Origin of the sequence: Neisseria mucosa (assembly GCF_003044445.1) — a bacterium.
GTDB lineage: Bacteria > Pseudomonadota > Gammaproteobacteria > Burkholderiales > Neisseriaceae > Neisseria > Neisseria mucosa_A.
Genome location: NZ_POWX01000015.1, coordinates 12961 through 33410 on the forward strand (window position 1 = coordinate 12961; position 20450 = coordinate 33410).

Sequence of the window (20450 nt, forward strand, 5' to 3'; positions counted from 1 at the left end):
AATCTAGGAGATTCAAAATGGCAGAAATTACTGCAAAAATGGTTGCCGATCTGCGCGCCGCTACCGGCCTGGGCATGATGGAATGCAAAAAAGCCTTGGTTGAAGCCGAAGGCAACTTCGAAAAAGCCGAAGAAATCCTGCGCATCAAATCCGGCGCGAAAGCCGGCAAACTGGCTGGCCGTACCGCTGCCGAAGGCGTATTGGCTTACGCCATCAACGGCAATGTCGGCGCATTGGTTGAAGTAAACTGCGAAACCGACTTCGTTGCCAAAGACGCAGGTTTCGTAGAATTCGCCAACTTCGTTGCGAAAACTGCTGCCGAGAAAAAACCGGCTACCGTTGAAGAATTGAGCGAACTGGTTGAAGCAGAACGCAAAGCCATCATCGCCAAATTGGGCGAGAACATGTCTGTCCGCCGCTTCCAAGTGATCGACACTGCCAACCAACTGGTTGCCTACATCCACGGTGCATTGGCTACCGAAGGCGTATTGGTTGAGTTCAAAGGCTCTGAAGATGTAGCGCGTAAAATCGGTATGCACATCGTTGCCGCTAAGCCGCAATGCGTAACCGAAGCCGAAGTAGATGCCGAAACCATCGAAAAAGAACGCCACATCTACACCGAGCAAGCCATCGCTTCCGGCAAACCTGCCGACATCGCCGCTAAAATGGTTGAAGGCCGTATCCGCAAATTCTTGGCTGAAATCACTCTGAACGGCCAAGCATTCGTAATGAACCCTGACCAAACCGTTGCCCAATTCGCTAAAGAAAACGGCACGGAAGTCGTCAGCTTCGTACGTTACAAAGTAGGCGACGGTATCGAAAAAGCCGTTGTTGACTACGCAGCCGAAGTTGCCGCTGCTGCTAAAGTGTAAGGCAATTATGAAAAAGAAAGCACCTGGATTCCCAACGAATCAGGGTGCTTTTTTTTGAGAGCTACACTGTTTAAAATACTGTCGAAAAGAAAATATTTCATCATAATCAACCAATAATAATTTAACCAAACCCATACACCCACGGAAAACGCGTTACCCTGTCAGCTAAACATCCGGAAAGGTTGTCTGAAAAATCAAACGTCCTTTCCCCGAATTGAAGCAGCGCCACAGGGTGAACTGAACATTTGGAACGAATGGTCGGTTTACCCTGATTACTCGGCGTTATCCACCCAAAGAAAGCAAGGTATCCCATGACACAGCAAATCAAATACAAACGCGTATTACTGAAACTCTCCGGCGAATCCCTGATGGGTTCCGATCCTTTCGGCATCAACCACGATACCATCGTCCAAACCGTCGGTGAAATCGCCGAAGTCGTCAAAATGGGCGTACAAGTCGGCATCGTTGTCGGAGGCGGCAACATCTTCCGCGGCGTATCCGCCCAAGCAGGCAGCATGGATCGCGCCACCGCAGACTACATGGGCATGATGGCGACCGTCATGAACGCACTCGCCCTCAAAGATGCCTTCGAAACCCTCGGCATCAAAGCGCGCGTACAATCCGCGCTTTCCATGCAGCAAATCGCCGAAACCTACGCCCGCCCCAAAGCCATCCAATACCTTGAAGAAGGCAAAGTCGTCATCTTCGCCGCCGGTACGGGCAACCCGTTCTTCACCACCGACACCGCCGCCGCCCTGCGCGGAGCCGAAATGAACTGCGACGTCATGCTCAAAGCCACCAACGTGGACGGCGTTTATACCGCAGACCCGAAAAAAGACCCGTCCGCCACGCGCTACGAAACCATCACCTTTGACGAAGCCTTGAACAAAAACCTCAAAGTCATGGACGCAACCGCTTTCGCCCTCTGCCGCGAACGCAAACTCAACATCGTCGTCTTCGGCATCGCCAAACAAGGCTCGCTCAAACGCGTCGTTACCGGCGAAGACGAAGGCACGCTGGTTCACTGCTGATTTACATCAGGCAATACATTGAAGTGATTTGATCAAGCAAAAGGTCGTCTGAAAAACCGAAACTAGGTTTTCAGACGACCTTCTTTTTTCTCAATATCCTCTCCCCTATGTATGGTAACGGATGGTAGGAAATCCAAAGATTGTGTGCGGCAATGTAGCGCATTCGTTGCCTGCAAAATTCATTCAAAGTCTTCTAAAAAACTGTAGATTTGAGATTTGGTCAAACCCGTTTCATCCGTTTTCATTTCGGTGAGGCCGGATTTTCAGACGACCTTTCCTTCATTTGTTCCCGCAAACCATTGCCACCTGTCAAATCCCCCCGAAAAAGCGTACAATTCCACGTTTATTTTTGAATTCATTATATTTTCAGACGACCTCCGTCAGAGAAAAGGGGTCGTCTGAAACCATTAGGCACGTTAAAACACATGACCCACATGATTTACCCCAAAACCTACGACGTCATCGTCGTTGGCGGCGGCCACGCAGGCACGGAAGCCGCGCTTGCCGCCGCCCGCATGGGCGCGCAGACGCTTTTGCTCACACACAACATCGAAACGCTCGGACAAATGTCGTGCAACCCCTCCATCGGCGGCATCGGCAAAGGACATTTAGTACGCGAACTCGACGCGCTCGGCGGCGCAATGGGGTTGGCGACCGACAAATCCGGTATCCAGTTCCGCCGCCTGAACGCCAGCAAAGGCGCGGCGGTCCGTGCCACGCGCGCGCAGGCAGACCGTATACTGTATAAAGCCGCCATCCGCGAGATGCTGGAAAACCAAGAAAACCTCGACCTCTTCCAGCAGTCGGTTGACGACGTAACGCTCGACGGCGACCGCATCAGCGGCGTAATCACCGCGATGGGCGTGGAATTTAAAGCCCGCGCCGTCGTGCTGACCGCAGGCACGTTTTTGTCCGGCAAAATCCACATCGGTTTGGAAAACTACGAAGGCGGCCGCGCCGGCGACCCCGCCGCCAAATCGCTGGGCGGACGTTTGCGTGAGTTGAACCTGCCACAAGGTCGTCTGAAAACCGGCACACCGCCGCGCATCGACGGTCGCACGATTGATTTCTCCCAACTCACCGAACAGCCCGGCGACACGCCCGTGCCCGTCTTTTCCGTGCGCGGCAACGCCGAAATGCACCCGCGCCAAGTGTCCTGCTGGATTACGCATACCAACCTGCAAACCCACGACATCATCCGCTCAGGCTTCGACCGCAGCCCCATGTTCACCGGCAAAATCGAAGGCGTCGGCCCGCGCTACTGCCCGTCTATCGAAGACAAAATCAACCGCTTCGCCGACAAAGACAGCCACCAGATTTTCCTCGAACCCGAAGGCCTGACCACCAACGAATACTACCCCAACGGTATCTCCACCAGCCTGCCGTTCGACATACAAATCGCCCTCGTGCGCAGCATGAAAGGCCTTGAAAACGCCCATATCCTGCGCCCCGGATATGCCATCGAATACGACTACTTCGACCCGCGCAACCTCAAAGCCAGCCTCGAAACCAAAACCATCCAAGGCCTCTTCTTCGCCGGACAAATCAACGGCACGACCGGCTACGAAGAAGCCGCCGCACAAGGCCTTCTCGCAGGCGCGAACGCCGTGCAATACGTCCGAGAACAAGACCCGCTCCTGCTGCGCCGCGAACAAGCCTACCTCGGCGTATTGGTGGACGACCTCATCACCAAAGGCGTGAACGAACCCTACCGCATGTTCACTAGCCGCGCCGAATACCGCCTGCAACTCAGGGAAGACAACGCCGACATGCGCCTGACCGAAGACGGCCACAAAATCGGCTTGGTATCCGAAGCGCAATGGCGCATGTTCAACGAAAAACGCGAAGCCATCGAACGCGAAATCCAACGTTTGAAAACAACGTGGTACACGCCGCAAAAACTCGCCGAAGACGAACAAATCCGCGTGTTCGGACAAAAACTCAGCCGCGAAGCCAACCTGCACGACCTCCTGCGCCGCCCGAACCTCGACTATGCCGCACTGATGACGCTCGAAGGCGCAAGGTCGTCTGAAAACCTCTCCGCCGAAGTCATCGAACAAGTCGAAATCCAAGTCAAATACCAAGGCTATATCGACCGCCAAAACGAAGAAATCGACAGCCGCCGCGACATCGAAACCTTAAAGCTGCCCGACGACATCGATTACAGCAAAGTCAAAGGTTTGTCGGCAGAGGTGCAGCAAAAGCTCAATCAGCACAAGCCTGAAACCGTCGGACAAGCCAGCCGCATTTCCGGCGTAACCCCTGCGGCAGTGGCATTGCTGATGGTGCATTTGAAGCGCGGGTTTAAAGGAGCGAAGTAGGCTTACCCGCAGATAGGAAAAGGTCGTCTGAAACCCAAAATCAGGTTTCAGACGACCTTTTTAATACCGACACATATTTATGTAGATTAAAATAGAACGCACCCCCTGCCGTCATTCCCGCGCAGCGTCGTAGGTCGGATTCTCGAATCCGACATCTTGGACTGTGTCGGATACAAGTATCCGACCTACGGGTGAATGATTGCGGTCTGGATTCCCGTCTGCGCGGGAATGACGATGCGGGTATTCTTATTTGAATTTATGATTAGACAAAGGGATGACATGGAAACTCAAACTTTAGAAAAACCCACTTTCGATACACAAGACGAATTCAAGCGTAAGCCGATAGCCGAAAACATTATCAGGCTGCTTACCTCAGATATCGACCTCTCCCCCATGGTAATCGACGGTGGCTGGGGAACGGGTAAAACCGAATTTTGCCAAAAACTGATTCGGCTTATGCAGGAGCAACATCGCGATTATCAGCCCGTCTATATTGACGCCTTCCGTTCAGACCACAGCGGAGAGCCTCTGCTGGCATTGCTTGCCGAAATCATCAAAACCTGTACACCGCCTGAAGGTTCTGACGAAAAGCTTATTGAAGAACATAAAGATCGCATTAGGAAAATCGCGAAAGCCGCAGGATTCTTGATGAAAACCGTTGCCAATGCAGCGGTTGGTCATGTCCTAAAGCAAAATGTGGAAGATTTAGCAGAAGGAATGAGCCAAATTATAAATGATAAGCAAGAAGCAAAAAATGCAGCGGCAACCGTAGCTGGTGCTGCCACCACACTTGCTAGCCATTCCATTGATGCAACTATTGATGCAACCGTCGAAGCCTTGTTGAAAGAGCAAATCGAAGCGGAAAAAAATCTGGAAACGCTCAAAGCCTGCCTAAAAGAATTTGCAGCGGAAAAACCGATTATCCTGTTTATCGACGAACTCGACCGCTGCCGCCCCGATTACGCCGTCGATATGTTGGAGGTCATCAAGCATGTCTTTGAGGTTGAAAACGTCAAAGTCGTGCTGGTAACGAACACCAAGCAACTGCGCGCAGCGATTAATCATCGGTATGGGGTGGAAGTGGATGCGCACAAATATTTGGATAAGTTTTTGAAGTATAGCTTTACCTTGCCGGATAAGGTTGTGGCTCCGTTTGAGGAAGAAAGAAAATTTGTATCAATTCGTTATTGTCAGGAATTAATAGAACTGAATGACGAATTATCTCTGTTAATCAAAAATAATCGAATCATGAATTTTCTTGGTGAGATTATTCAACGAAATAATCTGTCGCTAAGAGAAACGGAAACATTAGTACGATATTTGGAAATATTTAATTCTTTAGCCCAAGGATTAGGGAAAGATTTTGTAATTGAATATAAATTGCTCATTATTACAGCTATATTTATCTTTTGTTTTTATCCAAAATTAGCTGAAGATATTAATAGAAATCGCACACATGCCGAAGATTTTGCTCAATTATTCAATATCCAATCATTACCTGACTTCAATGATGAACAGCGTACTTATATTTCCGAGGAAACAGATATACTGGCTATTACATTAATTAACTATAGTTGCATTAAAGATCCTCGGTTCAATTTTCGTGGCAGTGATATTGCAGAATATTGGAATGAGGAAATGAATTTCAGGTTCTTAATGAATAGTAATTTAGGTTATCGTCAAGGATTATCGCTAAAATTTATGTCGCAAAAACTGTTTGGTATTTTGAAAAATACTTTCCAAGTCCTCAGCCTTGAACAAACACCACAATAAAAAAGGTCGTCTGAAAACCTAAAACCAAGTTTTCAGACGACCTCTCTTTATCCAATCTGGTGCCGGAGAAGGGAATCGAACCCCCGACCTTCGCGTTACGAATGCGCTGCTCTACCGACTGAGCTACACCGGCACGGTATTCGTTATCATATACATAAACGGGATGATCAGCAAGTTCGTATTTCCCGATAAAGTCGTTGCTCGGTGAAAATATATGCCGTGTTTTCAGACGACCTTTTTTAAAAAAACCGTATGGGGATATTGTTTTGATTCTTGACTTTCCACTCCTTCCAACCGCCCGGAAACGGCAATGGGTTGGGCAGGTTTATCCGGAATCGGCAAGCTGTCAGCCCTCGTCCAAATATAATATTTAACAGTGAACAAGCTAAATCTGAATGATGGGTTCGACCGCGAGGTCGGATGAACGGGAGGCGCAAAACGTGTCGCATCAAGGTTCGATATTTCGGACGAACACTTGCGAATTGCGGCCGTTGGCAAGGTAGTCGCGGCGGCGTTCTTCGGGTAATGCATCGGGAGAGGTCGTCTGAAAACCGCGTTCGACAAACCATTCGCCCGTATGGGTGGAGAGGGCGAACAGCCGGCGGATGCCCAAGCTTTGGGCTTTTTGGAAAAGGTGGTCGAGCAACATTTCGCCGTAGCCGCCGTCGCGGGCTTCGGGGGAGACGACGAGGCAGGCGAGTTCGCCGATTTCGGGGTCGTCGAAAGTTTTGAGGGCGACGCAGCCGTAGATGTTGCGGTCGTGTTCGAGGACGGAGAAGCCGGAGATGTGGTTTTCGAGATATTCGCGGCTGCGGTGCAACAGGATGCCTTGTTCTTCCAGCGGGCGTATCAGGGCGATGATGCGCGGGATGTCGCGGCTGTGGGCTTGGCGGATGGAGACGAAGGCATCGCGGGCGATGGCGGTGCCGCAGCCTTCGCGGGTAAAGAGTTCGCGTAAAAGTCCGCCGTCTTCGCGCCCGCTGAGGATTTGAACGCGGCTGACGCCGTTTTCGACGGCGTTGACGGCGGCTTGGAGCAGGCGCACGGGGACGTTGTGTGCGGTTTCTATCAGGTGGCGGACTTCGCCTGAGGACAGGGTGGACATGAGGACGCCGTCGGCGTTGCAAATGCCGGCTTCTTCGGTCAGGTACACGAGTTTTTCGGCTTGAAGGGCGACGGCGACGGCTTCGGCGGCTTCGCTCATGCTGAGGTTGAAGGTTTTGCCACCGTAGGAGTGTCCGAGCGGGCTGATGAGGACGATGGCGCCGTCGTCGAGGCGTCGGTTGATGGAGTCGGTGTCGGTTTTGCGGACGATGCCGGTGTAGCCCATGTCTATGCCGTCAATGACGCCGAGCGGACGGGCGGTGAGGAAATTGCCCGAAGCGGTGGGAATCGGCTTGTTGCGTAAGGGCGCGGATGCGCTGCTGCACAGGGCGGCTTCGATGTCGCTGCGTATCATGCCGACCGCCTGCTTGGCGTCGCGCAGGGTGGCATCGTCGGTAATGCGGCGGTTGCGGTGGTATTGCGGAACGAATTGTCTGTCGGCGGCGAGGCAGTTGAGAAAATGGCGCGTGCCGTGTACCAACACGAGGCGCACGCCCAAGCCGGCAAGCAGGTGGAAATCGGCGGCAAGCCGGTTCAGGGTGTCGCCTTCGAGCAGGCTGTCGGTGATGCCGATAACCAGTGTTTTGCCGCGCAGGTAGTGGATATAGGGCGCGGCTTCGCGAAAATCGGCAACAAAGCCCGGAGATGTGTTCATAACAAGACCAGATAGAAAAGCTGCATGATGAGGACGGTCAGCGCAACCAGTACCGCCAGCGTCCAGTTGAAGCCTTCTTCGGATTTGGCGGGTTTGGCAGCGGCAGCCATCAAGGCTTGGAATTCTTCAGTCCGCCGCTTTTCCTCTTCGGCACGTCGTGCCGCCTCTTCTTTGGCCTTTTTGGCGCGTTCGGCACTGTCGAGCAGGTTGGCGATTTCGTGGCGGGAGAGTTGTTTGCGGTTGCGGATATTGCCGCCCATGTCGTGTACGAGGCGAACGTCGGTTACGGCGTTGGGCAGTGTGTCGGAGTTGGCGGGGGCGGAGGACGGCGCCAGGCTGTCTTTGGCTTTGAACAGGCCTTCGCATTTGTTGCAGATGACAAAGCCTTGTGCGACGTTGAGCTGGGTGTCTTTGACCCAAAGTGAAGTTTTGCAGTGTGGGCAGATACATGCGGGCATAGGTGTTTTCCGTGTAAAGTGTGGAATGTGTTGTTTTAATGTGTGTTTGATTGGATGGGGTCGTCTGAAAAGGGGTTGTCCGTTTTCAGACGACCTTTTTGTTCATCGTATTTTAGGCAACGCCGTAGCGTTCGCGGTAGGCTCTGACCGGCTCGAGGAAGCCGCCGAATTCCGCGTTGTTTTGCAAGAGCGTGAACAAGTCGTTCAGGTTGGCAATGGCGACGACGGGCAGGCCGTATTGTTTTTCGACTTCCTGAACCGCAGACAATTCACCCGTACCTTTTTCCATGCGGTCGAGTGCGATGGCGACAGCGGCGGGGGTCGCGCCTTCCGCTTCAATCAGTTTGACCGATTCGCGCACAGATGTTCCCGCAGAAATCACGTCGTCGATAATCAATACGCGACCTTTGAGCGGCGCACCGACCAACACACCGCCTTCGCCGTGGTCTTTCACTTCTTTGCGGTTATAGGCAAACGGCACGTTCACGCCTTTTTCCGCCAGCATCATAGCCGTCGCCGCCGCCAAAATAATGCCTTTGTAAGCCGGGCCGAACAGCATGTCGAATTTCACGCCGCTCTCAATAATCGCCTGCGCGTAAAACTTCGCCAGTTGCAGCGTCGATGCGCCGTCGTTAAACAGTCCGGCGTTGAAAAAATAAGGAGACTGACGGCCTGCCTTGGTCGTGAATTCACCGAATTTCAATACATTCTGCGCCAGCGCAAACTTGAGGAAATCTTGACGGAAATCGGACATTTTGCTTCTTTCGAAAGATATTGATTTATAAAGGAAGAGATTATAAAGGATTCATGAGGAAAATGCAGGTCGTCTGAAAACAGGTTTTCTGGTTTTCAGACGACCTCTTTCATTCAAGCCCTTTAAAATCCTCCATCCGCCATTATCTATCGGTAAGCGGCGACGGCGTCATACTTGATATGCCCAAGCCGATGATTTACTGTTAGAATCCGAATTTATTTGTTTTCAAGCCATTTTTCAGGAGCAAACGCCATGCGAAACGACGTTTACGACTATACCGTCACAGGACAGGTTGCTAAAAATACCGTCCTGCAAAAAACCTACCGCCTGCTCGGCCTGTCTTTCATTCCCGCCGTTGCCGGCGCATATTTCAGCGGCCAATTCGGACTGAATCTGTTCTCTCTGTTCGGTCAGGGCTGGATGGGGCTGGTTGCCGTGCTGGTGTTCTTCTACGGCATGACTTTCCTCATTGAGAAAAACCGTTACAGCAATGTCGGCGCAACTCTCCTGATGATCTTCACTTTCGGCATGGGTGTGCTGATCAGCCCGCTTCTGCAATATACGCTCGCTATTCCAAACGGTACGCAAATCGTCGGCATCGCCGCCGCCATGACTGCCGGTGTGTTCTTTACCATGTCTGCAATGGCGCGCCGCACCAATGTCAATATGAATTCGCTAGGCCGCTTCCTGACCGTCGGCGCGGTGGTATTGATGATCGCGATGATTGCCAACTTCTTCCTGCAAATCCCGGCATTGAGCCTTGCCGTTTCGGCAGCGTTTGTCCTGTTCAGCTCGCTGATGATTATGTGGCAGGTGCGTACGGTGATTGACGGTGGCGAAGACAGCCATATCAGCGCGGCTCTGACCATCTTCATCTCCATCTACAATATCTTCAGCAGCCTGCTGCGGATTCTGCTGGCGTTCAGCGGCGATGATTAACCGTTTACGCATCTGACGAAAGAATTCAAAGGTCGTCTGAAAACTGCAAACAGGTTTTCAGACGACCTTTTTGACATTCCATTCCCCGCCCGCTATTCTGACGGCTGCCATCACTCATCCTACTACCCATGAACACTATCCCCCCGCGCCGCGCCGTTTACGCAGGCAGCTTCGACCCGCCGACCCTCGGCCATCTTTGGATGATACAAGAAGCTCAGGTTCTTTTTGACGAACTCGTCGTCGCCATCGGCATCAATCCCGAAAAACGCAACACCTACACCATAGACGAACGCCGCGCCATGCTCGAAGCGATTACGGGCGACTTTCCCAATGTCCGCATCAGCGTATTTGAAAACCGCTTCCTGGTCCGCTACGCGCGTGAAATCGGAGCGGGTTTTATCGTTCGCGGTATCCGCTCCGCCGCCGACTACGAATACGAACGCTCCATGCGCTATATCAACAGCGACCTTGCACCCGAAATTTCGACGGTTTTCCTGATGCCGCCGCGCGAAATCGCCGAAGTGTCTTCCACTATGGTCAAAGGCCTGGTCGGCCCAGATGGTTGGCACGACATAATACGCCGCTACCTGCCCGAAGCCGTGTACAAAAAAATCGTGCAGGATTATGAAACTTAAATGTTGTTAACGAGAAGGTCGTCTGAAAGCTTGAAACGCAGGTTTTCAGACGACCTTTCGATTTATGGCGGTGTTTGTGTAATTCTAAATTTATAGTGGATTAACTTTAAACCAGTACGGCGTTGCTTCGCCTTGCCGTACTATCTGTACTGTCTGCGGCTTCGTCGCCTTGTCCTGATTTAAAGTTAATCCACTATATATTTAATAATCAGATAATAGTATTCATTTTAAATGTATTTTTCTTAGTAGCTGCTTCGTTGCAGAATATAAACACGATTTGTCATAAATAAAGATAATTGTTATCAATTATCTCAATTAAACAAAAATATTTCCTATAATGCCGCATCCCTTCACCTTCCGAGTTGAACATGCACTATTCCGCCCGTCTTTCCCTGCTTCCCGCCCTGATTGCTTCCGCCTTCCCGCTGTATGCTGCCGATACAGCCGATGGTGAACATTACACCGCCACGCTGCCCACCGTTACCGTGGTCGGACAGTCTGACACCAGCGTACTCAAAGGCTACATCAACTACGACGAAGCCGCCGTTACCCGCAACGGACAGCTCATCAAAGAAACGCCGCAAACCGTCGATACGCTCAATATCCAGAAAAACAAAAATTACGGTACGAACGATTTGAGTTCCATCCTCGAAGGCAACGCCGGCATTGACGCTGCCTACGATATGCGTGGCGAAAGCATTTTCCTGCGCGGTTTTCAAGCCGACGCATCCGATATTTACCGCGACGGCGTACGCGAAAGCGGTCAGGTGCGCCGCAGCACTGCCAACATCGAGCGCGTGGAAATCCTGAAAGGTCCGTCTTCCGTGCTTTACGGCCGCACCAACGGCGGCGGCGTCATCAATATGGTCAGCAAATACGCCAACTTCAAACAAAGCCGCAACATCGGTGCGGTTTACGGCTCGTGGGCAAACCGCAGCCTGAATATGGACATCAACGAAGTGCTGAGCAAAAACGTCGCCATCCGCCTCACCGGCGAAGTCGGGCGCGCCAATTCGTTCCGCAGCGGCATAGACAGCAAAAACGTCATGGTTTCGCCCAGCATTACCGTCAAACTCGACAACGGCTTGAAATGGACGGGGCAATACACCTACGACAATGTGGAGCGCACGCCCGACCGCAGCCCGACCAAGTCCGTGTACGACCGCTTCGGACTGCCTTACCGCATGGGTTTCGCCCACCCGAACGATTTTGTCAAAGACAAGCTGCAAGTTTGGCGTTCCGACCTCGAATACGCCTTCAACGACAAATGGCGCGCCCAATGGCAGCTCGCCCACCGCACGGCGGCGCAGGATTTCGACCATTTCTATGCAGGCAGCGAAAACGGCAGCCGCATCAAACGCAACTACGCCTGGCAGCAGACCGACAACAAAACCCTGTCGTCCAATTTCACACTCAACGGCGACTACACCATCGGCCGTTTTGAAAACCATCTGACCGTAGGCCTGGATTACAGCCGCGAACGCCGCAACCCGACATTGGGTTTCAGCCGCGCCTTTTCCGCCTCCATCAACCCCTATGACCGCGCAAGCTGGCCGGCTTCGGGCAGGCTGCAACCCGTCCTCACCCAAAACCGCCACAAAGCCGACTCCTACGGCATCTTCGTGCAAAACATCTTCTCCGCTACGCCCGATTTGAAATTCGTCCTCGGCGGCCGTTACGACAAATACACCTTTAATTCCGAAAACAAACTCACCGGCAGCAGCCGCCAATACAGCGGACACTCGTTCAGCCCCAACATCGGAGCAGTGTGGAACGTAACGCCCGCCCACACGCTCTACGCCTCGTATAACAAAGGCTTCGCGCCTTATGGCGGACGCGGCGGCTATTTGAGTATCGACACTTCGTCTGCCGCCGTGTTCAACGCCGACCCCGAGTACACCCGCCAATACGAAACCGGCGTCAAAAGCAGTTGGCTGGACGATCGCCTCAGCACCACATTGTCCGCCTACCAAATCGAACGCTTCAATATCCGCTACCGCCCCGATGCGCAAAATGATCCCTACACTTGGGCAGTCGGCGGCAAACACCGTTCGCGCGGCGTGGAGTTGTCCGCCATCGGACAAATCATCCCCAAAAAACTCTACCTGCGCGGCTCGTTGGGCGTGATGCAGGCGAAAGTGGTTGAAGACAAGGAAAATCCAAACCGCGTGGGCATCCATTTGGAAAACACCAGCAACGTTACCGGCAACCTGTTTTTCCGTTACACGCCGACTGAAAACCTCTACGGCGAAATCGGCGTAACCGGTACGGGCAAACGCTACGGCTACAACTCTAGCCAAAAAGCAACCACCACGCTTCCCGGCTTCGTCCGCACCGACGCCATGCTCGGCTGGAACCGCAAAAATCTGAACCTCACTTTCGCCGTCGGCAATCTGTTCAATCAAAAATACTGGCGTTCCGACGCCATGCCCGGCGCGCCGCGCACTTATACGGCGCGGGTGAATTACAGTTTCTAATCCCGGTCAGAAAACAGAACAAAGGTCGTCTGAAAACTCGAAACACGGTTTTTCAGACGACCTTTTATAGTGGATTAACTTTAAATCAAGACAAGGCGACGAAGCCGCAGACAGTACAAATAGTACGGCAAGGCGAGGCAACGCCGTACTGGTTTAAAGTTAATCCACTATACCTTCTATACGCTCATGAATAAGGCGGGACGCTTATTAAGGCTGCAAAGAATGCGGTAGCCCGTAAAGATAGCGTTTGCACGGCCTTTGCTATATCATTCCCTTATCTGAAATCAAGGAAAACATCATGTACGAAGTCAACCGCAGCGTCTTCCTGCTCATCCCGCTCGATCCTTTTTGGAACTGGCTGCAAACCCTGCCCGGCAATCATCTTGACGGTTTGACGCTTGAAGATATTCAAGCCGATGCCAATTCTTATCTCGTCCGTCCGTGTGAAACCGCCGACGAAGTATGGGACGAAATTGAAGCGCGGTTTGAAGACATTTTCGCTGCCGAACTTGCCGACTGGTGCGAAGATGAGAGCGAGTGGCCTGATTTGGACGCCGATATTTTCAACGAATGGTTCGACATCCAGCTTTCTACCGTTATTACCGACCTCGAGCAAGAACCGCTCGCCCGTGAAGCCTTTCAACCCTTTAATCTGAACTGATGAACGTCCGCGTCCGCAATTACCATCTTGACGGCTACGGTCATGTCAACAACGCGCGCTATCTCGAATTTCTCGAAGAAGCGCGCTGGACATTTTTTGAGGAACACGGTTTCTTGTCCGAAATCGACGGCTTGATGCTGGTGGTTGTCCGCACCGACATCCGTTATCGCCGTGCCGCCGTCGATGGCGACATATTGCGTTTTGAAGGTCGTCTGAAAGAGCTGACCTCACGCCATATTATCCTTACTCAAAACATCGTTTTGCCCAGCGGTAAAAATGCCGTCGAAGCTGAAAGCACTTTGATGGTCGTCAGCGCAGAAAGCGGGCGAAGCATCAGCATTCCCGAACCTCTCTTTACTCTTTTAAAACAATACGCCGAAGCATGAAAAAGCTCATTACCATTGCCGCAGTTGCCATTATCGGCGCGCTGCTCGCCATCGTCCTTATTCCGGATAACAAACCTACTCCTGCATTCTCTTTGTCCGACCTGCAAGGCAAACCGGTGTCCAACGCCAATTTGCAAGGCAAAGTCAGCTTCATCAATTTCTGGTTTCCTTCCTGTCCGGGCTGTGTCAGCGAAATGCCCAAAGTCATCAAAATGTCCAAAGACTATCAAGGAAAAGATTTTCAAGTCCTCGGCATTGCCCAACCGATAGACCCTCTGGAAAGCGTAACCCAATACGTCCAAGAATACGGTTTGCCCTTTACCGTCATGTTTGATGCCGATAAAGCCGCCGCACAAGCATTTGGCACGCAGGTTTACCCGACTTCTTTTCTGATTAATAAAAAAGGCGAAATCCTGAAAACCTTTGTCGGTGAACCGAACTTCGCTGAGCTTTATCAGGAAATCGACAAAGAATTGGCGAAATAGCAATCAAAAAAGGGCGCAATGATGCGCCCTTATGTATTTATTGGGATAACGCGTTGATTCATTTTTGCACAAATACTGATTGATGCGAAAATGACAGCAGTTTCGGCAATATTGTTTTTGTGTGCCTTTCTTCATAACCTTAGATGATTTAAAAGGTCGTCTGAAAATCTAAAATACAGGTTTTCAGACGACGTTCGTTATTCATACCCATCGCGGATTCATTCCGCTTTTTCCAACAAAGCGAAGCCTTCCACTTTGTTCCTTGGGCGCGCGCCCTGCCAGATTTTCGTCCAGCCTTGCGGCGCGTCGGTGTTTTTAGGCTGCTGCACCAGACGGTAGCGGCAGGCAGCGTCGTCGATGTGGGGTTTCAATTCGCTGTATTGCGCCCAAGCGATACGGGCGCGGCGGTCTTCGGCGGCTATGCTGATACATTCGAGGTCGTCTGAAAGCCGTTGTTTCAGTTCGGGGGAGAGGGAGGCTTCCATTTGGAGGACGACAGGCGCGTGACTTTTGGCGGCGTCAAGCCACGGCAGGAACAGGGTCATCAGCAATGCCCACGCCAGCGTAACGCCTGCCGCCCAGTTGGTGACGGCTTGTCTGCCGCGGATGTTTTTGCGGGTAATCGCCCACAGCCACAACGGGGTGAACAGCAGGGCGACCGCCATCGGCATCGGGTCGATGTCGGGCGTGTAATACGGGCTGAAATAGGCGGCGCGTTCCGCGAGTTTGGCGGGCCAGCCGTAGTTCATGGCGAAAAAGCCCGTCCACAGGAAGATGGCGAACAGTCCGAATGCCATGATGCCGAACCAGTTGATAAACGCCGCTGCGCCGCGCCGCAATCCGTCCAGTTGCGCCGCGCCGAGCAGGGCGAGCGGGGGCAGCAGCCAAACGAGGTTGTCTTGCAGGCGTTGCGGGCTGACGGCAAGGATGCTGAGGACGATGAGGAACCACGAAATGCACAATACGCTCCAGTTTTTTTCGCGTATGCGGGGGCGGCTCAACGTCCATGCAGCGAGCGGCCACGCGGGCAGCGTGAACCAGAGCAGGTTTTTCAGATAATAGAACAGGCTGAAGGTCGTCTGAAAATCACCCAAGCCGCCGAATGCGCCGAGCGAGTGGTGGTGCAGCCAGAAGGAAAAGAGTTCGGGCTGCGTTCTGGAGAAGATGAGCGGATAAACCGTCAACAGCGGCAGTCCGATGGCAAACGCGCCGACCAGCGTCAGGTAATAGCGTTTGACGCGCCATTGCGCATCGAGCAGCAGGGCGGGGGCTAAAAACATCAGCGCGACGGTCATCAGATAGCCCGATGAAAGCGACAGCAACGCCCAACCGCCGCCCAGCAGCAGCGAGGCGGTAATGACGCGGCGTTGCGCCAACGAGAAACCGCACAATATCATGCCCGATGCGGCAAAGGCGACGGAAGCGGGGTTGAGGAAATGCGCGACCGAGAGCAGCCCGATGCTGCCGATCAGGATGAGGACGACGCTGCGCCCGTGGTGTCTGCCTAAAAAGTTGAATCCGGCAAAACCGCAGGCGGTCAGTCCGATAATCGTAAAGAAAACGCCCGCAAAACGCGCGGCATCATAAGAATCCGCCGCCCAAGGCGACAATAGGTGTTTGAACGCCGCCGCCACCCACAAATAGACGGGCGGAATCTGAAAATCCGGCTGTCCCAACACATGGGCAACCAACGGCGTCGCGCCTGCGTCTAAGGCTTCGACGGCGGTGAAGACGGCGGGTTCGGCGGGGTTCCACAAGTCGTGCGAAAACACGCCCGGCCACAGCCAGGCAAATGCCATCAGCAGCAAGAGCCAGGGTTTTTCATGGGTTTTGGCGGGTTGGCGCGGGTCGGGCGGAGTGTAGGTGAGCATAGGTTTGAGGATGTGGACGTATTTTCGTGTAGTTTAGCAAAGATTTGGCGGGAGGTCGTCTGAAAGGAGGGATTTGGGTTTTGAACTGGTGAAAATGCATTTTCAGACGACATATAAAGCAAAAAAGACTGCATAAAATGCAGTCTTTTTTATTTCAGCAAAGCGGCGGTTAGCGTTTGAACAGGTTGCCGAATTTGTTGTTGAATTTGTCCACGCGACCGGTTGTGTCGACGATTTTTTGGGTGCCGGTGTAGAACGGGTGGCACAAAGAGCAAACCTCGATATTGAAGCTGTCTTTTTCCAGCGCGGATTTGGTGACGAATTTGTTGCCGCAAGAGCAGGTAACGTTGATTTCGTGGTAATTAGGATGGATATCTTGTTTCATTTTGTTTCCTTTCGGTTAAGCGGGCATAGGGGATGTACCTATGCTTCAGACAAGAGTCGGATTCTCGCTGTTTTTTTCTGTTCCGTCAAGAGGATATTGCCCGAGAGAGGTTGATCGGCGTTGCTTTTGTGTTCTTGAAATGATGATTGGGATAATAAGATGCTGAATTATTTATCGTATTGTTTATTTGAGTAATTTTTTAAGAATTTTTGCTTTCTTATTGAACTTTATGCAAAATATAGGTCTGATGACATATATTTATCAAATGAGGGACCGTATAGGAATGAAGGCAAAAGTAAATGGTTTGATTCTGCGTGTGGTCAGCGGTTTGCTGCCGCCGTCTTATTGTCGTGTTTTAGGCACGCCTGCTAAAAGAGTCCGTGTTTTTTTAGCAAAAAGAGTGTCGCCTCATATCGGTACAAACGTCAATATTGAAAAGGGCGCATATGTCATGCCGGATACGGTGATCGGCGATAACTCGGGTGTCGGCGTTAATTGCGAAATATGCTACGGTTTGACGATAGGCAATAATGTCATGATGGGGCCGGAGTGTTTGTTTTATTCTAATAATCACAAGTTTAATCGTGAAACTTTGAAATATGAGGGCTATACGGAAGTCAATCCGATTGTGATTGAGGATGATGTTTGGATCGGACGGCGTGCGATTATTATGGGTGGTGTCCGGGTAGGCAAAGGAGCAGTCATCGGCGCTGGGGCTGTGGTAACCAAAGATGTGCCGCCGTACTGCGTAGCAGCGGGGAATCCTGCAGTCATTAAGAAGAATCTGCTGGAAGATTGAGTACAAACATCACTGCTTTCAATCAAATATCAAAAGGTCGTCTGAAAAATGATTTTCAGACGACCTTTTTTCGTATCACAGCAAATTAGCCGCGACGCCAAGTCGTGCCGCCGGCGTTGTCTTCCAGAATGATTTTGTGTTCATTCAGAAGGTCGCGGATGCGGTCGGATTCTGCCCAGTTTTTATCCGCGCGCGCCTGTTTGCGTCGAACAATTAAGTCTTCGATTTCTTCGTTGGAGAGGCCGTCTGAAACCGCGCCGCCTTGCAAAAACTCGGTCGGGTCGCGTTGCAGCAGACCGATGATGCCGCCCAAGGCTTTCAGGCAGCCGGCGAGGTGTGCGTCGTTGGTTTTGTTCACTTCGCCTGCCAGTTCGAACAACACGGCAACGGCTTCGACTGTGCCGAAATCATCATTCATGGCGGCGTAGAAGCGGCGGGTGTAGTCGTTGGCGTTTTCGGACAAATCAAACGCGGCGGGAGGCGTGTTTTTCAATGTGGTGTACAGGCGGGTCAGTGCACCTTTTGCGTCATCCAAATGCGCGTCGGAGTAGTTCAGCGGGCTGCGGTAGTGGGCGCGCAGGATGAAGAAGCGCACGACTTCGGGGTCGTATTGTTTCAACACTTCGCGGATGGTGAAGAAGTTGCCCAGCGATTTGGACATTTTTTCGCCGTCCACGCGGATGAAGCCATTGTGCAGCCAGTATTTAACGTGGCTGGCAATGCTTTGACCGTGGTGAGTTTTCGCGTGGTCGTGGCCGCAGGTATGACCGCTGGCACCGACGCTTTGGGCGATTTCATTTTCATGATGAGGGAACTGCAAATCCGCGCCGCCACCGTGAATGTCGAAAGTATCACCGAACAGGTTTTCACTCATGGCGGAGCATTCGATGTGCCAACCCGGACGGCCGTTGCCCCAAGGGCTTTCCCATGCCGGCTCGCCTGCTTTCGCCGCTTTCCACAACACAAAATCAAGCGGATCGCGTTTGAAACCATCCACTTCCACACGCTCGCCTGCGCGCAGGTCGTCCAGCGATTTGCCCGATAATTGTCCGTAAGCGGCAAACTCGCGCACGGCATAGTAAACGTCGCCGTTTGCGGCAGGATAGGCTTTGCCGTTTTGAATCAGGGTTGCAATCATGGCAATCATTTGCGGGATATTTTCTGTCGCCTTCGGCTCGATGTCGGGTCGCAAGACTCCCAAAGCATCAGCATCTTCGTGCATGGCTTGGATGAAACGCGCGGTCAGTTCGCCGATGGTCTCGCCGTTTTCAGCCGCACGGGCAATAATTTTGTCGTCAATGTCGGTGATGTTGCGCACATAAGTGAGCGGATAGCCGCACTCGCGCAACCAACGGGCAATCATGTCGAACACAACCATCACACGGGCATGACCTAAGTGACAGTAGTCGTAAACGGTCATACCGCAAACGTACATACGCACGTTTTTAGGGTCGATGGGGGTAAAAGGTTCTTTTTGACGGGTCAGGGTGTTGTAGATGGTGGTCATAGGCATTCACTAAGAGGGGCGTTAGTATATGAGGTCGTCTGAAAACCGCTTAGACGGCGTCTACGAATGAAATCGAGTTCACTTAGATTCTAAAATAAGTTTGTGGAAAGTCATTGCTGTGTTTGTTTCGTTGCATATTTTCCAGACGACCTCTTTATCAAACAAAGGTCGTCTGAAATTTTTTACTCCGGCTTAAACACGCCTGTATCGGTTTTAGGCTGTTGCTCGGCAATCTCGACATTTGCCGCTGCCTGCTCCGCTTCGGCTTTCTCGGCTTCGATGCGTTTTTTCTCGGTCAAGTATTGGTTGATTTGGTGTACCAATTCCTGCGTGCCTTGGTGGGTCAGCGCGCTGATTTGGAAGAGGCGCGGGGTTTCCATGTCGAATTGGAAACGGTCGTCTGGTTTGGGGTAGTCCCAGCCGATGGCTTCGAGGAAGGCGGCGGTGCGTGCTTTGGCCTCTTCTTCGTCGAGCATGTCGAGTTTGTTCAGCACCAGCCAGCGCGGTTTGCCGTAAAGTTCTTCATCGTATTTGCGCAATTCGTTGATGATAGCGAGTGCTTCTTCGGCTGGGTTGACGGTTTCGTCGAAGGGGGCTAAATCGACGACGTGCAGCAGCAGACCAGTGCGTGATAAGTGTTTGAGGAAACGGTGGCCGAGACCTGCGCCTTCTGCCGCGCCTTCAATCAGACCAGGGATGTCGGCCATGACGAAGCTGTGGTTTTCGTCGATGCGCACGACGCCCAAATTCGGATGCAGGGTGGTGAAGGGGTAGTTGGCGATTTTGGGGCGCGCGGCGGATACGGCGGTAATCAGGGTGGATTTACCGGCGTTAGGCATGCCTAATAAGCCGACATCGGCGAGGACTTTGAGTTCGAGTTGCAGGGAACGGGTTTCGCCTTCTTCGCCGGGCGTGGATTGTTTGGGGGCACGATTGACGGAGGATTTGAAGTGGATGTTGCCCAAGCCGCCTTTGCCGCCTTTGGCGAGGCAGACGCGCTGGCCGTGGTAAGTGAGGTCGGCGACGATTTCATCGGTGTCGAGGTCGCGGATAAGGGTGCCGACGGGCATTTTGAGGACGATGTCGTCCGCGCCCGCACCGTAGCGGTCAGAGCCGTGGCCTTTTTCGCCGTTTTTGGCTTGGTAGCGTTTGACGAAGCGGTATTCGACGAGGGTGTTGGTGTTTTCATCGGCTTCCGCCCAGACGCTGCCGCCTTTTCCGCCATCGCCGCCGTCGGGGCCGCCGCGCGGTACGAATTTTTCTCGGCGGAAACTGGTTGCGCCATTACCGCCTTTGCCTGCGGCGACTTCGATTTTTGCTTCGTCGATGAATTTCAT

Annotated in this window: 18 protein-coding genes and 1 tRNA gene; 11 read left to right on the plus strand and 8 right to left on the minus strand. The window is 52.4% G+C overall.

Features of this window, described 5'->3' with window-relative positions; genetic code table 11:
- Positions 1–17: 17 nt before the first annotated feature.
- From tsf to DBY90_RS08990, 4 genes are all read left to right on the plus strand, one after another.
- Complete coding sequence (gene tsf / locus DBY90_RS08975; protein WP_009175015.1) at positions 18–872, plus strand: translation elongation factor Ts; 855 nt, start codon at positions 18–20, stop codon at positions 870–872.
- 311 nt (positions 873–1183) lie between these two features.
- Entirely contained in the window at positions 1184–1903 is a 720-nt protein-coding gene (pyrH, locus tag DBY90_RS08980) for a UMP kinase (protein WP_003741378.1), read from the plus strand.
- A 425-nt stretch (positions 1904–2328) separates the two neighbouring features.
- On the plus strand, positions 2329–4224 hold the full coding sequence (mnmG, locus tag DBY90_RS08985) for a tRNA uridine-5-carboxymethylaminomethyl(34) synthesis enzyme MnmG (protein ID WP_070492915.1): 1896 nt from the start codon (positions 2329–2331) through the stop codon (positions 4222–4224).
- A 279-nt stretch (positions 4225–4503) separates the two neighbouring features.
- Entirely contained in the window at positions 4504–5997 is a 1494-nt protein-coding gene (locus tag DBY90_RS08990) for a KAP family P-loop NTPase fold protein (protein ID WP_070492938.1), read from the plus strand.
- A gap of 57 nt (positions 5998–6054) precedes the next feature.
- Here the strand turns inward: DBY90_RS08990 and DBY90_RS08995 are convergent.
- The 4 genes from DBY90_RS08995 to pyrE form a co-directional block, all read right to left on the minus strand.
- A tRNA-Thr gene (locus DBY90_RS08995) sits at positions 6055–6130 on the minus strand.
- 315 nt (positions 6131–6445) lie between these two features.
- Positions 6446–7756 (minus strand): amino-acid N-acetyltransferase, encoded by a 1311-nt coding sequence (gene argA / locus DBY90_RS09000; protein WP_070492913.1) that lies wholly within the window; start codon positions 7754–7756, stop codon positions 6446–6448.
- Positions 7753–8214 carry an MJ0042-type zinc finger domain-containing protein gene (locus DBY90_RS09005; RefSeq protein WP_070492911.1) on the minus strand — a complete coding sequence of 154 codons (462 nt, stop codon included), beginning with the start codon at positions 8212–8214 and terminating at the stop codon, positions 7753–7755. The genes argA and DBY90_RS09005 overlap by 4 nt, the downstream gene beginning before the upstream one ends.
- Before the next feature lie 112 nt (positions 8215–8326).
- On the minus strand, positions 8327–8968 hold the full coding sequence (gene pyrE / locus DBY90_RS09010; protein ID WP_070492910.1) for an orotate phosphoribosyltransferase: 642 nt from the start codon (positions 8966–8968) through the stop codon (positions 8327–8329).
- 252 nt (positions 8969–9220) lie between these two features.
- On the opposite strand from pyrE, the gene DBY90_RS09015 reads away from it, so the two are divergent.
- From DBY90_RS09015 to DBY90_RS09040, 6 genes are all read left to right on the plus strand, one after another.
- Positions 9221–9907: a Bax inhibitor-1/YccA family protein gene (locus DBY90_RS09015; RefSeq protein WP_019270041.1), complete on the plus strand. Its 687-nt coding sequence runs from the start codon at positions 9221–9223 to the stop codon at positions 9905–9907.
- Positions 9908–10035: 128 nt separating this feature from the next.
- Entirely contained in the window at positions 10036–10542 is a 507-nt protein-coding gene (gene coaD / locus DBY90_RS09020) for a pantetheine-phosphate adenylyltransferase (protein WP_016686445.1), read from the plus strand.
- 368 nt (positions 10543–10910) lie between these two features.
- Positions 10911–13019, plus strand: coding sequence for a TonB-dependent receptor (locus DBY90_RS09025; RefSeq protein ID WP_107987048.1), 2109 nt, complete (start codon positions 10911–10913; stop codon positions 13017–13019).
- 298 nt (positions 13020–13317) lie between these two features.
- Positions 13318–13680, plus strand: a complete 363-nt coding sequence (locus DBY90_RS09030) for a hypothetical protein (protein ID WP_019270038.1) — start codon at positions 13318–13320, stop codon at positions 13678–13680.
- Positions 13680–14066, plus strand: coding sequence for an acyl-CoA thioesterase (locus tag DBY90_RS09035; protein WP_070493043.1), 387 nt, complete (start codon positions 13680–13682; stop codon positions 14064–14066). The genes DBY90_RS09030 and DBY90_RS09035 overlap by 1 nt, the downstream gene beginning before the upstream one ends.
- On the plus strand, positions 14063–14551 hold the full coding sequence (locus DBY90_RS09040) for a TlpA family protein disulfide reductase (RefSeq protein ID WP_070493039.1): 489 nt from the start codon (positions 14063–14065) through the stop codon (positions 14549–14551). Before DBY90_RS09035 ends, DBY90_RS09040 begins: the two co-directional genes overlap by 4 nt.
- Positions 14552–14769: 218 nt before the next feature.
- Here the strand turns inward: DBY90_RS09040 and DBY90_RS09045 are convergent, their stop codons facing one another.
- On the minus strand, positions 14770–16422 hold the full coding sequence (locus DBY90_RS09045) for an ArnT family glycosyltransferase (protein ID WP_070493036.1): 1653 nt from the start codon (positions 16420–16422) through the stop codon (positions 14770–14772).
- A 169-nt stretch (positions 16423–16591) separates the two neighbouring features.
- On the minus strand, positions 16592–16807 hold the full coding sequence (rpmE, locus tag DBY90_RS09050) for a 50S ribosomal protein L31 (RefSeq protein WP_016686438.1): 216 nt from the start codon (positions 16805–16807) through the stop codon (positions 16592–16594).
- A gap of 283 nt (positions 16808–17090) precedes the next feature.
- Here rpmE and DBY90_RS09055 point away from each other — a divergent pair, with 283 nt between their 5' ends.
- Positions 17091–17606: an acyltransferase gene (locus tag DBY90_RS09055; RefSeq protein ID WP_411713479.1), complete on the plus strand. Its 516-nt coding sequence runs from the start codon at positions 17091–17093 to the stop codon at positions 17604–17606.
- Positions 17607–17691: 85 nt separating this feature from the next.
- Here DBY90_RS09055 and cysS read toward each other — a convergent pair whose 3' ends face one another.
- Positions 17692–19113: a cysteine--tRNA ligase gene (gene cysS / locus DBY90_RS09060; RefSeq protein ID WP_070493030.1), complete on the minus strand. Its 1422-nt coding sequence runs from the start codon at positions 19111–19113 to the stop codon at positions 17692–17694.
- 182 nt (positions 19114–19295) lie between these two features.
- Positions 19296–20450: a GTPase ObgE gene (obgE, locus tag DBY90_RS09065; RefSeq protein ID WP_070493027.1), complete on the minus strand. Its 1155-nt coding sequence runs from the start codon at positions 20448–20450 to the stop codon at positions 19296–19298.